Genomic DNA, 13,226 nt, shown 5'->3' with positions numbered 1-13,226 from the left:
CTGCAATATGGTGAAAGCGTAATGAATGGCCCGAAAATTCTTATCCTTCTCGCAAAGTGCGAACATCTCAATTCGGCAACCTGGCAATCTTTACGTATAAAGAACTCACGCTTAAGACCCATGGCTTTGCGTCCCAAACTTGCGGTTGGTTTGCCTTTTTCAATCGATGAAATATTCGGCGGTACTGTACCACAAAGAAAATAAATGTCAATTATTATTTCCATTAAGATAGAGCAAAAACATTTTTTCCCGGTATTATACTATTACGGGTATCTATTCAGCGTATTTTCACCCACTGTCGCTACGAGCTAGCAAAATCAGGCAATTCGCCACGGAATAGCATCTGTAATGCCCGGCTCAAATTTACACCTTGTTTTCGACAGGTCGAGAGATAACTCCGAATGCGGCAGAAAATTTTCGCTCCCTCCAAAGAACGAAAACAGCCAGATATCTTCTGCTGAACCTTCGTCATCCTGATATCGTTTTCTGCCAAATTGTTCGTAAAGGGAACATTTTTATTGTCCATAAACCTCAACACATCACCCTCATACGTCCTCAATCGTTCCAGAAGATTCCGTGCCTTTGTCCTTTTTACCCTCCCCCTTTTTCCCTTACGGTTCGTTTCATCAGGAGGAGGGCTTTCGGCTTCTGCGTTTTGGAGTATCTTCCTATACCTTTGCCGGTATTTTTCTGACTCATCAGTTCCCAGCTGCTACGTCTTAGAATAAATGCTCCAAAAATGCCCAATTAGTCTCAGAATATTTGAGTCTAATACCCAGCAAATGATTTGAAAAATCTTACCCAGCTACCCCGCCTTTTTTTTATCCTGCGTAAGTATTTCACTTGATTTTTTGTTCACGTTAAGAAAAATACATCGTTTACCCCGTTAGAAAGAAGTTCCGTCCGTAAGGCGGAGTAAAGCCTCATTAAATAGTTTGGAAGAGGTTAAAACCACTTCCAAACTTCCTAACGGCGGTTTACTTCCCAGTTCCCCGTTTTCACGAGGACAAGTTTTGTAAGATTTTTCCGGAACATAAAAAACTCAGGGCAGGAGGACCGAACGTTGGGAAACTTCATCCTCCTGCCCATTTCCCCCCTATACAAAGGAGGCAGTGCGTGAATATTATAGAAAAAATCCACAAGCATGAAAAGCTTATTGCGACAAAACAGAAGCCATGCTTTTGTCCAAAGTGCAAGAGTACCCATGTCAATTTCACCCTTCATGAATGCAGATATCGGTTGTTTCACGTTATTATCGACTCCCTTGTTCATACGATAGAATCTTTCCTGGGACGTTGGAAATGTTCCTTGTGCAAGAAGACGTTTACTTCCTATCCTGAGTATGCGCTCCCTTACAAGCGGTACGTAAAGGATCACTGTCTCTCCTTCAGTCAGGCTTATGTCAAAGATGATACAGAAACCTACCGGAGTGTCTCCTCTGCCATCGGATATACTACCCGAACACAGGAAATAGACAACCGCATGCTTGCCTGGTCAACCGTTTGGAGGTGGCTGCGTTTCTTTGGCTCACTGAAATACACACTCCGCAACGCCTTTGACCTCATCAGGCAGGCCGACCCCAACTCTCCGGTTTTTCGCCAAATGTTTCCCATTTACCACGGAAAGTATAAAAGCAAACAACGAAAAACCTCCCTCGATCAATCGATTCAATTGTTCAGCGCCGAGCCGGAATATCACCGAATTTTTGGGCATTCATTTTTCCCCGAACTGGCAACAAAAAGCGGCTGGTCTTGAGTTACAATCACCTCCACACTTAAAAAAGGAGGTGAATTATGAAATCGAAAGACGAAAAATGGGCTTTATTCTGGTGCAATCTTCTGCATCCTGTCATCTTCGGTGAGATTGAGAAGGAGCAGACCAACCTTTTTCTGAAAAAACTCTGCCTTCAGGAGGTCGTATTCCCCAACGGAAAGCGGAAAAGACCCACTATCTCTACCCTCAGGAGAAAACTCAACCGCTACCGCAAAGATGGATTTCAATCTCTTGCAAGAAAGGCGAGGAGCGACCGTGGCGCATCCAGAAGGTTTTCTCCTGAAATTATCGACAAAGCCGTTGAACTCAAAAAAGAACAACCACGCCGCAGCGACGATTGCCTCAACCGCTTTCTTGAGAAATACTATGGGAAAACGATCCCCAAATCCACCCTCTACCGCCATCTCAGACTCGCAGGGGCGACCCGGCTCAAACTCGGCGTCTCACAGCAAAAGGTGCGTATACGCTCTTAGCCGTGAGCATACCCACGACCTCTGGATTGGCGACTTCCAGGAAGGCCCTTTCGTGCTCGTTGACGGCGAGGCGCTTCCCACAAACCTCTGTCTCTTTATCGACTGCTACAGCCGTTATGTGGTCGAAGAACGGTATTATCTCAAACAAACCCTCGATATCCTTATCGATTCTCTCATCAGGGCCTGGACTATCCACGGCTCGCCCAAAGAACTCTACCTCGACAATGCCAAGGTCTACCACTCTGACGCCCTGCGCTCTGCCTGTTACAACCTCGGCATTAAACTCATCCACAGACCACCACGCGACCCTGCTCCCGGCGGACTGGTCGAACGTTTCTTCGGCACCAGCCAGACACAGTTCGAGTCGGAAGTCCGCTCCGGCGACATTATCACCCTTGATGCCATTAACCAGGCCTTCTCCGCTTACCTTGCCGTTGTCTATCACGCAAGAATCCACTCCGAAACCAATCAATCTCCAAAACAACGCTACGACGAGGGGCTTACCGTCATCCGACACGTCGATATGGACGCCGCTCTTGCCTTCTTCATGAAACGCATCCCCAGAACCGTTGACAGAACCTTTGCCGATGTCCGCATTGATAACCGCTTTTACCGTGTTGACCCCAAACTCAGAGGCGATAAAGTAGAAGTCCGTTACGACCCATACGGCGATCTCAAAAAGGTCTTGATCTATTCCGCAAACGGTGAATACCTCGGCTCGGGAAATCTCTACCTGCGCGACCAGGGCGCTGAAACTCCAGCCGCCTCACCTTCAAAACCAAAACATAATTACCTCGACCTTATCACTCAGAAACACAAATCCATTCTCCAGGCTCAGGCCAAAGGCATTGATTACCACCAAATCATCTCCGAACGACCCTGGCCATTCATGGCATTCGTCCAGAAACTCGCACTCCTCATGGGACACAAAGGCTCTCTCTCCGCCTTCAGCTCTCATGAACTCGAATCGCTTAAAAAATGCTACAACCGTATCCCCGCTCTCAACGAATCATTGCTCACGGAGGCATTCCAAAATGCCTCCGTGAAAACCTTACCCTATATCATTCGTGAATTACAAATCGCTTACTCGAAAAAGGAGGTCTCTTAACCATGTTTACTTCTCATTTTTCCATGACTACTCAGCCGTTCTCTGAAAGAATCAACACCAGCCTTATCATGAAAGACGAACGCTTTACCCAGGGGCTTGCACGACTCCAATACCTCTTACACTCAGGCTCTATCGCCGTCCTCTACGGACAGACGGGAGTCGGAAAATCCACACTCCTCAAACTCTTCCTCTCACAAATCCCCCAAAACCTGTTTCTCCCCATCTACCTCCATTTTACCCACCTAAAATCATCCAGCCTTCTCTCCTTAATCGTCTCCCAGCTCGGTGAAATACCAAAACACACCAAAGACCGGCTCTTCCTCCAAATTATGGATAAATCCTTGCGCTCAAATCTCACTCCCATTATCGTTATCGACGAGGCTCATCTCCTGAAAACCGACGCCATCACAGACCTCAGACTCCTTGTCAGCTCTCCGCTTGATTCTTCCACTCATCTCAAAATCATCCTCTCGGGACAGGAACACCTCAAATATATCCTCAAAAGAGACATCCATGCCGACTTCGCACAACGCATCTCGGTACATTACCACATTCATCCCCTTACTAAAACTCAAACCGCTGCATACATAGACTTCCATCTGAAATCTTCCGGCGCATCCGATAAAATCTTTGACTCAGACGTCAAAGACCTGATCCATGAGTTCTCCGCCGGCATCCCAAGGCAAATCAACGCCATTTCCACCGCCTGCCTGATTAACGCTTCCATCAGACAATCACAGAAAATTACCCAGGATATCTTCCATCAGGCTCTTGCTGAAATTCAATCTTTTTAAGGAGGTCTACCATGGCCCGTCTCTTTTCCCCTCAACTCTTGCGCTCATTACGAAACGATATCCCCATCGATCGACTCATCGCTGATGTCCTCTCCATACCTCATAAATACTCCGAAGGCTATTTCCGCTTCCTCTGCCCTCTCTGTTCTGAATTTAATTCCGCCACCAACCCAAATACGAACCTCGCCAGGTGTTTCCGTTGTAAAAAAAACTTTAATACCATCGACATCGTCATGGTAGATTCCAACTCCTCTTTCCCAGATGCTGTCTATCTGCTAAAATCCGTTTTACCTCAATATATTAATTCCACTTAATCTGAGAATTCCAGGTTCATTTATTGTGGGGCTTAGCACCTTCACTCAGCGGTATCCCAATCTGCCCTTCAAAATACTCCTGTATCCTCTTGTAGGGTATCAATTGATACTGCGACATATAGACTGCATGTGCTTTCAAATCCGGACCATACTGCACCGCCTTTGTTACCCCTTCCGGAAATGACGCTACAATCCGATTCCCTTTCGCATCCTCTACTACCTCTGCACGATACTCCGTCACTACACGCGAAATCTTTATATCAAACACCTGGCGTGCTTCGTAACCTACCACCTTGTATTTGCTGCGCGGATACTTCCTCCGGTCTACTTTTATTACTTCCACCTCATCAGGATTGTCTACCTTTTTGAGCGTTACTCCATCACGGCCCTTTTGCCCGCCTGCCTTCCTTTCACCCTTCGCCTTGCTTTCTTTCTTGCGATTCGGATCGCTTGAGGGAGGCTTGCTGCTGTTGCGGCTGTTCCGGTTCAGACGTCCTACCAGCAGTGTTATCAATAATACCAACAACTCTATCATTGACCTCACCGCCGGTGACAGCCCTTTCTCTTCTGAAAGCAGCTTCTCTACTTTTTGGAGTGTTGCGTCTACGTCTATATTCTCTATCGTCAATGGATGATACCTGTATATATAATTAGCCTGAAATTATCTACTGCATCTATTATACTGCAGGTTTTTTCACCCTTTTCTTTCGCTCTATAACACACCACAAGGGCTCGAAATTCTATAACTGAACAGACCCCACACACGTCTCTATGCACGGCATCTTGCTGCCTGTTTTTAACGCATTTACAAACATATACATACACTACCAGGTAAATTGCTTGTTTGTAACATTTCTGCTGTCAAGTAAATTCTAAATTATTTTCGCTGAATAGTTACCTATTACGGTGTATAAACCTTTCGTGTATTATGGTTAAAATCTTTTTGGTTACGGAGTTGCGGAGCTTTTGTTATATTTAATTTTATATTCATGCCATTGCAGGTATTTTGTTATACTTATGCAAAAAGTAAATGGGAAGAAAGGCCTTTTTTTCGTTATCACAATAAAGAAAAAACAATATCGCTGGAAATTTTTTCGTAATAAGATATACACTGCAAATAAACAAAGAGTCGTTTATTCCCTATAATAAAGTATGGGAGGTTGATATAACATGCGTGAAGCAATGTTTTATGAAAAACTCGGCGATTGTAAGGTAAAATGCCACCTTTGTAATCATACATGTGTGATTACTGATGGCAAAAGAGGCATTTGCCATGTCAGGCAAAACTTCGGGGGGACGTTATATTCTCTCGTGTATGGAAAACTTATTTCGGAAAACATAGACCCGATAGAAAAAAAACCATTCTTTCACTTCTATCCTGGGTCAACTTCTTACTCTGTAGCAACGGCGGGGTGTAACTTCAGATGTCTTAATTGCCAAAATTATGAAATATCACAACTCCCCAAAGATTCAGACACGATACCCGGCAAAGAGGTGCCGCCGGAAAAGATTGTTGAAGACGCCCTGGAGTATAACTGTAAAAGCATTGCCTACACCTATACAGAGCCCACTATTTTTTTTGAATATGCGTATGAAATTGCACAATTGGCCTCTTCAAGGTCAATTATGAACGTGTTCGTAACGAATGGATACACGACGTATGAGGCTTTGTCAACTATACAACCCTGTCTTCATGCGGCAAATATCGATTTGAAAAGTTTTTCCGACGAAACGTATAAGAGGATTTGCGGGGCAAGACTTGAACCCGTGCTGAATTGTATTCGTGCTTATAAAGAATTGGGCATCTGGATAGAAATAACCACCCTTATCATTCCCGGAATTAATGACTCCGACTCGGAATTAAAACAGATTGCCGGATTTATCAGGAGTGTAGGACCTGAAATCCCCTGGCATGTTAGTCGCTTTTATCCAAGATGCCGGTTGCCCGATACACCGCCTACTCCTGTTGAAACATTGAGAAGAGCGCGTACGATTGGTTTGGAGGCGGGACTGCGTTACGTTTACGAAGGCAATGTCCCCGGCGAAGGGGGAGAAAATACGTATTGTTATCAATGCAATAAAATGCTCATCAAAAGATATGGCTACCAAATCCTTGAAAATAATATTACCAATTCAAAGTGTTCGAAATGTGGTGCAGTTATTGACGGTATTGGCATGTGATGTTTTACGCAAAAAGTCCCTGAAGGTAATACGGTATATGCCTTAAATAGTGAATGATACATCATTTTGTGAAAATGTTACTCATTTTTTGTGTTGCTTCTTTTTTTCAAACAGAACAGGAGAGTGTATGATAAAGTTCAAAAATATATTATGTCCTATAGATCATTCCGAATGTTCTTACCTTGCTTTAAAATATGCGGTTTCTCTGGCATTAAAAGATGAAGCAAAGTTGTATATTATGCATGTAATCGATACCCGTGCATATGATACGGAAATATACAAATTTAGTCCGTACAACCTTGATGAGGCAACGATGTCAAAAATTCACGCCGATCTGTTAAAAAGTCTTCCGGAGGGCACTACCGATTTGTTAGAAGTGGAAACAATTGTTGAAAAGGGGATACCTTTTAACGAAATTGTCAATAAGGGCGAAAAGCTGGAGATGGATATCATTGTAATTGGTACTCACGGCAGGAGCGGCCTCGCCCATGTTATGATGGGAAGTGTGGCGGAAAAGGTTGTACGCAAGGCGCCATGCCCCGTGCTTACGGTAAGAATTCGTCCATCCGCCAACGTTGTTTGAAAAAGCATGCCTACTGTGGCAGGATCTTGTGAATAAAAAAACCATTGCAGCACATGAACACGAATACGTTCTTTGCCGCAATGGTTTTTAAAAAATGATGCCTTTCAAGAGGAAGATTTAACACTTTTGCTTAACGTCATTAAACTTCCTTCCCGTTTGGGGATGCCAGCGAATGCCAGGATAATACTTATACAGAATAACTTCCCGTATGCCTGTCGTGTAATTCACTGATTTTGGATTTATTCCAATTGGATACACGGCTGTAATACCCCACAATTCTTGTTATTCCGTAAAGGCGCGTGGTATTTCCTGTTTCGAGTGAATCTATTACATAGCCCAAATCTTGTCTGATAACCGCATCGATACTGATTGAATATGCACATTCTGCCCTGTGGTTGATAATCTTTATCGAATGTTCTTCCGGTGAATCGCCTTCTATGTCGCCATCTATTTCCAGGAAGTCATGCTGCTCAATCGCCTTATCAAAAGCACTCAGTTTTTCTTCTATTATTAATTGTACCTCTTCTCCATCGCATATAACATGCTTTGCTTCAGGTATTTCTAATACTGCTGTTGTCATTTATCCCTCTTTCTTTGTTCATAGCCAGAATTGTCGTTTTCCAATCATACCATACATTTAAACTCACTTATTCCCCCTCCCCCAAAATAACAAATTTCTTATTTTGCCCGCTACACCTCCTCTCATTTGAAGATTCCTGAAATAAAAATACGATAAAACCCTCTTCAATAGCATACTGAATCTTTCTGCGTGCAGTACACAGACAGATAGAAGGATATTTGTACCAAAAAAAAAGGCATTGTCAAGCGAAAACACAATACATTGTATTGTGTTTTCGGTGTTATACAATATATTGAAAAAAATAAGCTTTTTTTTAACAGGGACTTACGATTTTTTTTAAGATTTCAAAGAAATCAATTTATTGTGGCGGTTAAACCGACATTTTATGCAATCAACTCAATAGACAGGAAGAAATAACAAAAGACAACCGCAACAAATTGTCGTAACTGCAATTGATAAAATAATTAAGTACTAAAATGGGGTTTTGCCGTGGCTGTCTTCAGCTAGTCAGCATTTATATTTTCGCCGAGAGTATTCCGGTAATTTCCCCGGGAAGAGCATCTCCGAAGACATTTCCGTTTATTGATGAAACAGGCATGATCTCCATAAGAGAGTTTGTAATAAAGACTTCATCTGCCGTGGCTATTTCATGGAGATCAAAGAGTTTTTCTGTCACTGAATGCCGGTTTCCTTGCATAAATCAATAACAACCCGCCTGGTAATGCCCGGCAAAATATTTGCATTAGTTGAGGGTAAAGACTGCGCTGGTCTTTCCACACAAAAACATTGCTGACGGAACATCCGCCACGTTGCCTTCTGTGGTTAAAATCAGTGCGTCATGCGCCCCCGCTTCCATGCCTCTTTCCTGATGAGATAATGTGTTAAATAATTGAGTGTTTTATGCCTTGAAATAGGACAACTGGCATTTTTTCGTGTCTGTGAAACAATGAGTTTTTAACCCTGTTTTATACATAGTGCCGGATAAGGGACCAAGTGTTTTGTATGAATTACAAAAGTAGGGTTGGTCTCGCGCACGGGGATAAATCCATTGGCATTATAACCGCGGGAGAGTGTTAAGCGTATATACTGTCGGATAAATGATTTTTTGCAAGAAGCTGACCGATAATATGCCTTATTTGATCGCAGGTGTATCGGAAAGGTATGCAAAGAAATTGCGCCGAATCTGAAAGGCGGGCTATGTGCTCTTCCAGTTTAAAGGGGTTTTTATTATACGCCCGAATGGTCTCGAAGAGGCCATCACCGTAAAGAAACCCCGGTCAAAGGTGCTGAGAACACCTTTCGTCGCATCAACTATTGTATCGTTTAAGAAGATAGCGTCAGGCATGGGTTAAGTGATTCAATCAAGGCTTTGGCCTTGTGCAATGTTTCTTCATATTCATCTTCTGCGTCAGAGTCTGCAACAATGCCGCTGCCAACCTGGAAATACACTGTTTCTCCTTTCATAATAAAGGTACGTATTGCAATATTCAGGTCTAAATTTCCATAAACCCAATATACCCTATAGAGCCTGTATATACACTTCTCTGGTATGGTTCAAGTTCATCAATAATTTGCATGGCGCGGATCTTAGGGGCTCCGGTAATAGATCCCCGGGAAAAGTCGCCCTGAGCAGGTCTATTATTGTCGTATCTCTCGTGCAATTCTCCTATTACCGTTGATACCAGATGATGAACAGTAGGATATGTTTTCCAACGCTTTTTCTTCTATGACCTTAATAGACCATAATTGCAGACCCGTCCGAGATCATTACGTTCAAGGTTGTTATCATGGTAGCTCCGCATTGTCTTTTTGGCTGGACAGCAAGGCCTGTTTCATCTCTTCATCTTCCAATGCGTTCTTACCTCTTGGCCGTGTGCCTTTTATCGGGCGTGTTTGTACCTGACGATTACAAACACGAAGAAATCTTTCGGAGAAGAGCTGATTATAGAACGTCATCAAAGCCAAGATAACATGCAAACGGAGCAGGTTGATTTTGCGCAATCTTTTGTAATAATTCATACGCAGGCATGTCTTAACGCGCCTCAATCCTTTGTGATAAGTTTACCTGATACACATCTCCCGCCGAAATATACTTTTTTATTTGCCGGAGGGCTTTCATATAGGAGTCTTTCGTAAAGTTAGACCTTAATTCCGTAGCAACAACCCTGTCGTATCCGGTCATTAACACTTCTCCAGGCTCTTCAGATTTTCCGCACAATACTTCCGTTATCTGCCCTATCCTGTCATTCAATGTATTATCCATGCCAAAGTCAATTACTACCACAAAGAACTTTTCAAGAAGATTATCATAGGAGATAATAATATCGTAAAACCCCATATATATATCAGGCAATTCAAGGTCACCCACAGAGTTTTGGGCAATTTCTCTATGTAATGACAGAGGTCATACCCAAAATATCCTACAGCCCCACCCTGAAAAGGCAGGGAATTACTGATATTTCCCAAAGAATACCGGTTCAATATTTTTCGAAGATATTCAAATGGACTTCCCTCGCACTCCTGACTTCCATCTTTGTCTTTTATAAGTATTTTTGGTGTTTCGTTTTTATTGTTAAAACGGGCTAAAACCAAGGAAGGAATACCTTGAAATCTCACCGTTGGCAATGCGCTGTCAGGAAGAAAACATTTGGGTTTTTTAAAAACCGGCAAAACGCTTCCAGAGGAGCGCATGCCTCCTTCACCTCAAAGGCAGTAACTTTGCCAGTAACGCATGTATCCAACTTCATGATAATTATCTTTGAACCTCATGAGTATATTTTTTGCAGCTATTGCAGAATACGGGTGACAACACGATATTTCACCGGAAAAGCAATTCTAGGGGGGTTGGAAATTTTTGTCAAGGCAATTCACAGACATAATACGGCGTCCTTTTGCCCTTGTTATTCAATTCTGACTTTGCTAACATCGCCGCTATCTCGAACAATTTTTTTTAACGGAAATGAAAATGTTGCCATCAAACGATAACATACAAAGATTTATCGACAGATATCTTGCCTATATTGAGAATGACAGGAACTATTCGCCGCAAACACTGCGGGCTTACCGAAACGATCTTGGCCAATATCTTTCATTTCTTAAAGGCGAGGGGTGTACAGACCTTGCCGGTGTTCCCCGCCTGCAATTACGGAAGTATCTTTGCTTTTTAAAAAAAAAGAATCCTTCCAAAACTACTGTAGCAAGAAAACTGGCCTCCATACGTTCTCTGTACAAATTTTTATGTCAACACGGAATTTTAGAATATAATCCGGTCGAACAGATTAAGACTCCGAAGACAGATAAAAAACTTCCCGGTTTTATGAGTGTTAACGACACAGAGATACTCCTGAATCAGCCAGACACTTGCAATTTATCAGGCTTGCGTGATAAAGCAATCATGGAAACCTTTTACAGCACAGGTATGCGGGTTAGCGAACTCGTGGGAATTAATATTGCGGACATAGATTTTCACAGCGGGATAGTAAAGGTGCGTGGCAAGGGAAGTAAAGAACGCATACTCCCGGTTGGAAATCACGCTTTAAATGCAATACAATTGTATTGGAGAAAAGAAAGGCGGATACGAGGCGTTGTTTTTAAATAAATTTCACGGACGTCTTACAGAACGTAGTGTTGCAAGAATGATCGAAAAGTACATGAAAAAAGCCGCCATGCATCTTCGCGTTTCTCGCACACTTTCCGGCACAGCTTTGCCACCCATCTGCTGGATAACGGCGCAGACTTGCGGGCGGTACAGGAATTTTTAGGGCACAGCAGCCTCTCTACAACACAAATTTACACCATGTAACCACGGAGCGCCTGAAACAGGTGTATGATAAAACCATCCAAGGGCATAAATATAATGTATATACCCAATCAAACTGAAACCGCTGGCTTCAGTCTGATTGGGTATGGTACCTTTAATTGTGGAATCCGAAACACGAAATACAAAAGATGCACTTGTTTAGAATTTCAAATCATTTTGTCATTAGAATTTGTTTCAGATTTCGTGCATCGTATTTTTTATCTCAGACTTGTTTGGTCCTGGCTAAGTCATGTTAGGTAGTCGGTAGTGCGGTACTACCTCATTCCCTCTGCATTTGGCAGGGTGTTGTCTCTACCATACAATTCCTATACGCGTATACTGCAAAGCTTGTTTAAATAATAATCTTCTTCCCTTCTCCCAGTTTTGCATTGGTTAATTCTTCAAGGAGTTCATTTACCCGTGGTACATCGCTGTGGTCAAAGACTACGCCGTCCTGCATCAGCGCGTTTTCGTATAACTGTGTGATTATTTTACCGACGATCTGCTGATTGTCCGGTATTTCGTTCATCCTTGCCAGGTTTTGAATATCTTGTTTTTTCTGTTAATTTCCATAATCTTTTTTGGCATTTGATAATTTTTGTCCATCATGTGGATGAGTTTCTGGACGTGAACGCTTGGCGAAGTATCAGGACTTACCAGACAACATGGGCTTTCGCTCAACCGGTGTGATTCCGTGACGTCTGTTACATTGTCTGCCAGGCAGACCTTCTGGTCTTTAAAGATGGTTAAATATCGCGTCATAGTTTTGCGGTTCTGAAGACGTATCGACAATTCCCTTTCGGCATCTTTCAATACGTCTAAATTTGCCTGATCTGCTGAACGGATGGGTCTTTTTTCGAATTCTCCGAGGCCTGAAAGGAGAATTCATCGTTGGGGTCGGTTAAGTACAACACCTCGACGCCTTTCTTCCGGAATATTTCCAGATGAGGGCTTTTCTCGATAGTGTCCCGGCTTACGGCGGTAATATAGTTATTTCTTTTTGTTCGGGTTTCATTCTTTCCGTGTATTCTCCCAGCGAAACAAGCTCACCGGCATCTTTGCACTGCGAAGAATTAAACCGCATTAATTGCGCAATTGTTTCCCTGTTCTCAAAATCAAAGTGCACCCCTTCCTTTAATATTCTTCCGAATTGCTTCCAGAAGATTTCATACTTTTCCTTATGTTTTTTGCGATATCCTGCAAAAGACCCAGAACCTGTTTGATAAGTATGTTCTTCATCTTCTGGATAACCCGGTTGTCCTGAAATGTTTCCCTCGAAATATTCAATGGAATATCGGAAGAGTCCACTACCGCCGAATAAATCTCATGTATTCCGGCAAAAGCGCCTTGCAGTCTGCCTGTATGAGGATTTTATTGCAAACAGTTGAATGCCGTGTTCCAGTTTTTTTAAAATAACAGATTCATAATTTACCTTCGGGCAATATAGTATACTGTAAACTGAATAGGCGCCTCGCGGAGGTTGCAAATGGAAAAGAGGCGCTTCTTCAACGTTCGCAATGAATTTGTAAAACTCCTCGTATTGTTCCGCGGTAACATCTTTTTTTGGCTCTTTCCACAGGGCGGTGACCTGATTTGCCTTTTCGCCGCAGACCATATCGGA

Annotated in this window: 17 protein-coding genes, 6 pseudogenes and 1 riboswitch; of the genes and pseudogenes, 8 read left to right on the top strand and 15 right to left on the bottom strand. The window is 42.9% G+C overall.

All coding sequences use genetic code 11. The features are described from left to right. Window positions 1-71 precede the first annotated feature (71 nt). A riboswitch (cyclic di-GMP riboswitch) is annotated at window positions 72-165 on the bottom strand. Between the two features lie 136 nt (window positions 166-301). Both KSMBR1_RS07785 and KSMBR1_RS07780 read right to left on the bottom strand, forming a co-directional pair. After that, a pseudogene (locus KSMBR1_RS07785) lies at window positions 302-709 on the bottom strand (IS66 family transposase); the annotation flags it as partial. Between the two features lie 257 nt (window positions 710-966). Continuing rightward, on the bottom strand, window positions 967-1,377 hold the full coding sequence (locus tag KSMBR1_RS07780; RefSeq protein ID WP_099323529.1) for a hypothetical protein: 411 nt from the start codon (window positions 1,375-1,377) through the stop codon (window positions 967-969). A 105-nt stretch (window positions 1,378-1,482) separates the two neighbouring features. Between KSMBR1_RS07780 and KSMBR1_RS20890 the strand changes: the two genes are divergently transcribed. The 5 genes from KSMBR1_RS20890 to KSMBR1_RS23305 are packed head-to-tail and all read left to right on the top strand — an operon-like array spanning window position 1,483 to window position 4,462. After that, window positions 1,483-1,755: a hypothetical protein gene (locus tag KSMBR1_RS20890; RefSeq protein WP_131493604.1), complete on the top strand. Its 273-nt coding sequence runs from the start codon at window positions 1,483-1,485 to the stop codon at window positions 1,753-1,755. Window positions 1,756-1,793: 38 nt separating this feature from the next. Continuing rightward, window positions 1,794-2,246: a helix-turn-helix domain-containing protein gene (locus tag KSMBR1_RS23310; RefSeq protein WP_164994994.1), complete on the top strand. Its 453-nt coding sequence runs from the start codon at window positions 1,794-1,796 to the stop codon at window positions 2,244-2,246. Between the two features lie 52 nt (window positions 2,247-2,298). Beyond that, the gene (locus KSMBR1_RS07765; RefSeq protein WP_230408029.1) at window positions 2,299-3,354 is read left to right on the top strand and encodes a Mu transposase C-terminal domain-containing protein; all 1,056 of its coding nucleotides are present in this window, start codon (window positions 2,299-2,301) and stop codon (window positions 3,352-3,354) included. 2 nt (window positions 3,355-3,356) lie between these two features. Next, window positions 3,357-4,148, top strand: a complete 792-nt coding sequence (locus tag KSMBR1_RS07760) for an ExeA family protein (RefSeq protein WP_099323525.1) — start codon at window positions 3,357-3,359, stop codon at window positions 4,146-4,148. An 11-nt stretch (window positions 4,149-4,159) separates the two neighbouring features. After that, window positions 4,160-4,462, top strand: coding sequence for a CHC2 zinc finger domain-containing protein (locus KSMBR1_RS23305; RefSeq protein ID WP_099323524.1), 303 nt, complete (start codon window positions 4,160-4,162; stop codon window positions 4,460-4,462). Between the two features lie 34 nt (window positions 4,463-4,496). Here KSMBR1_RS23305 and KSMBR1_RS07750 read toward each other — a convergent pair. Beyond that, window positions 4,497-5,090 (bottom strand): annotated as a pseudogene (locus KSMBR1_RS07750) (DUF6444 domain-containing protein); the annotation flags it as partial. Between the two features lie 542 nt (window positions 5,091-5,632). Between KSMBR1_RS07750 and amrS the strand changes: the two are divergent. Both amrS and KSMBR1_RS07735 read left to right on the top strand, forming a co-directional pair. Further along, the gene (amrS, locus tag KSMBR1_RS07740) at window positions 5,633-6,643 is read left to right on the top strand and encodes an AmmeMemoRadiSam system radical SAM enzyme (RefSeq protein WP_099324805.1); all 1,011 of its coding nucleotides are present in this window, start codon (window positions 5,633-5,635) and stop codon (window positions 6,641-6,643) included. A gap of 127 nt (window positions 6,644-6,770) precedes the next feature. Further along, entirely contained in the window at window positions 6,771-7,226 is a 456-nt protein-coding gene (locus tag KSMBR1_RS07735; protein WP_099324804.1) for a universal stress protein, read from the top strand. Window positions 7,227-7,413: 187 nt separating this feature from the next. Here the strand turns inward: KSMBR1_RS07735 and KSMBR1_RS07730 are convergent, their stop codons facing one another. From KSMBR1_RS07730 to KSMBR1_RS23290, 8 genes and pseudogenes are all read right to left on the bottom strand, one after another. Further along, on the bottom strand, window positions 7,414-7,806 hold the full coding sequence (locus KSMBR1_RS07730) for an anaerobic ribonucleoside-triphosphate reductase (protein ID WP_099324803.1): 393 nt from the start codon (window positions 7,804-7,806) through the stop codon (window positions 7,414-7,416). Between the two features lie 514 nt (window positions 7,807-8,320). Next, the gene (locus KSMBR1_RS07725) at window positions 8,321-8,482 is read right to left on the bottom strand and encodes a hypothetical protein (protein WP_157820456.1); all 162 of its coding nucleotides are present in this window, start codon (window positions 8,480-8,482) and stop codon (window positions 8,321-8,323) included. 397 nt (window positions 8,483-8,879) lie between these two features. Then, window positions 8,880-9,050 (bottom strand): annotated as a pseudogene (locus tag KSMBR1_RS23300) (aminotransferase class IV); the annotation flags it as partial. A gap of 79 nt (window positions 9,051-9,129) precedes the next feature. Beyond that, complete coding sequence (locus KSMBR1_RS22705; RefSeq protein ID WP_261341094.1) at window positions 9,130-9,297, bottom strand: chorismate-binding protein; 168 nt, start codon at window positions 9,295-9,297, stop codon at window positions 9,130-9,132. A gap of 2 nt (window positions 9,298-9,299) precedes the next feature. Further along, a pseudogene (locus KSMBR1_RS23295) lies at window positions 9,300-9,509 on the bottom strand (chorismate-binding protein); the annotation flags it as partial. 82 nt (window positions 9,510-9,591) lie between these two features. Continuing rightward, window positions 9,592-9,825: a chorismate-binding protein gene (locus tag KSMBR1_RS22700; protein WP_099324799.1), complete on the bottom strand. Its 234-nt coding sequence runs from the start codon at window positions 9,823-9,825 to the stop codon at window positions 9,592-9,594. Between the two features lie 13 nt (window positions 9,826-9,838). After that, window positions 9,839-10,159, bottom strand: a complete 321-nt coding sequence (locus KSMBR1_RS07700; RefSeq protein WP_230408056.1) for a hypothetical protein — start codon at window positions 10,157-10,159, stop codon at window positions 9,839-9,841. After that, on the bottom strand, window positions 10,084-10,497 hold the full coding sequence (locus KSMBR1_RS23290; protein ID WP_099324797.1) for a hypothetical protein: 414 nt from the start codon (window positions 10,495-10,497) through the stop codon (window positions 10,084-10,086). The genes KSMBR1_RS07700 and KSMBR1_RS23290 overlap by 76 nt, the downstream gene beginning before the upstream one ends. Window positions 10,498-10,765: 268 nt before the next feature. Here KSMBR1_RS23290 and KSMBR1_RS23285 point away from each other — a divergent pair. Then, window positions 10,766-11,608: pseudogene (locus KSMBR1_RS23285) on the top strand (tyrosine recombinase XerC). A 349-nt stretch (window positions 11,609-11,957) separates the two neighbouring features. On the opposite strand, the gene KSMBR1_RS20885 reads toward KSMBR1_RS23285, so the two are convergent. The 4 genes and pseudogenes from KSMBR1_RS20885 to KSMBR1_RS22690 form a co-directional block, all read right to left on the bottom strand. Then, a complete protein-coding gene (locus tag KSMBR1_RS20885) occupies window positions 11,958-12,134 on the bottom strand; it encodes a hypothetical protein (RefSeq protein ID WP_157820453.1) in 177 nt (58 codons plus the stop codon). Continuing rightward, a pseudogene (locus KSMBR1_RS22695) lies at window positions 12,131-12,746 on the bottom strand (hypothetical protein). Before KSMBR1_RS22695 ends, KSMBR1_RS20885 begins: the two are co-directional and overlap by 4 nt. Continuing rightward, on the bottom strand, window positions 12,740-12,913 hold the full coding sequence (locus KSMBR1_RS23280; protein WP_157820452.1) for a hypothetical protein: 174 nt from the start codon (window positions 12,911-12,913) through the stop codon (window positions 12,740-12,742). Before KSMBR1_RS23280 ends, KSMBR1_RS22695 begins: the two are co-directional and overlap by 7 nt. Window positions 12,914-12,929: 16 nt before the next feature. Next, complete coding sequence (locus tag KSMBR1_RS22690; RefSeq protein WP_099324792.1) at window positions 12,930-13,220, bottom strand: hypothetical protein; 291 nt, start codon at window positions 13,218-13,220, stop codon at window positions 12,930-12,932. Window positions 13,221-13,226 lie beyond the last annotated feature (6 nt).

The sequence above is a fragment of the Candidatus Kuenenia stuttgartiensis genome (genome assembly GCF_900232105.1).
In the GTDB taxonomy this organism is placed as follows: Bacteria; Planctomycetota; Brocadiia; order Brocadiales; family Brocadiaceae; genus Kuenenia; species Kuenenia stuttgartiensis_A.
The sequence above is the reverse complement of the archived record's forward strand: the minus strand, read 5'-3'. Positions and strand labels throughout refer to the sequence as shown.

What these genes read in the sequence shown, in the direction of transcription:
- KSMBR1_RS20890 (WP_131493604.1), top strand. Translation starts at nt 1,483, where the DNA reads ATGCTTGCCTGGTCAACCGTTTGGAGGTGGCTGCGTTTCTTTGGCTCA.
- KSMBR1_RS23310 (WP_164994994.1), top strand. Translation starts at nt 1,794, where the DNA reads ATGAAATCGAAAGACGAAAAATGGGCTTTATTCTGGTGCAATCTTCTG.
- KSMBR1_RS07760 (WP_099323525.1), top strand. Translation starts at nt 3,357, where the DNA reads ATGTTTACTTCTCATTTTTCCATGACTACTCAGCCGTTCTCTGAAAGA.
- KSMBR1_RS23305 (WP_099323524.1), top strand. Translation starts at nt 4,160, where the DNA reads ATGGCCCGTCTCTTTTCCCCTCAACTCTTGCGCTCATTACGAAACGAT.
- amrS (WP_099324805.1), top strand. Translation starts at nt 5,633, where the DNA reads ATGCGTGAAGCAATGTTTTATGAAAAACTCGGCGATTGTAAGGTAAAA.
- KSMBR1_RS07735 (WP_099324804.1), top strand. Translation starts at nt 6,771, where the DNA reads ATGATAAAGTTCAAAAATATATTATGTCCTATAGATCATTCCGAATGT.
- KSMBR1_RS07730 (WP_099324803.1), bottom strand. Translation starts at nt 7,806, where the DNA reads ATGACAACAGCAGTATTAGAAATACCTGAAGCAAAGCATGTTATATGC.
- KSMBR1_RS22700 (WP_099324799.1), bottom strand. Translation starts at nt 9,825, where the DNA reads ATGAATTATTACAAAAGATTGCGCAAAATCAACCTGCTCCGTTTGCAT.
- KSMBR1_RS23290 (WP_099324797.1), bottom strand. Translation starts at nt 10,497, where the DNA reads ATGCGCTCCTCTGGAAGCGTTTTGCCGGTTTTTAAAAAACCCAAATGT.
- KSMBR1_RS20885 (WP_157820453.1), bottom strand. Translation starts at nt 12,134, where the DNA reads ATGAACGAAATACCGGACAATCAGCAGATCGTCGGTAAAATAATCACA.
- KSMBR1_RS22690 (WP_099324792.1), bottom strand. Translation starts at nt 13,220, where the DNA reads ATGGTCTGCGGCGAAAAGGCAAATCAGGTCACCGCCCTGTGGAAAGAG.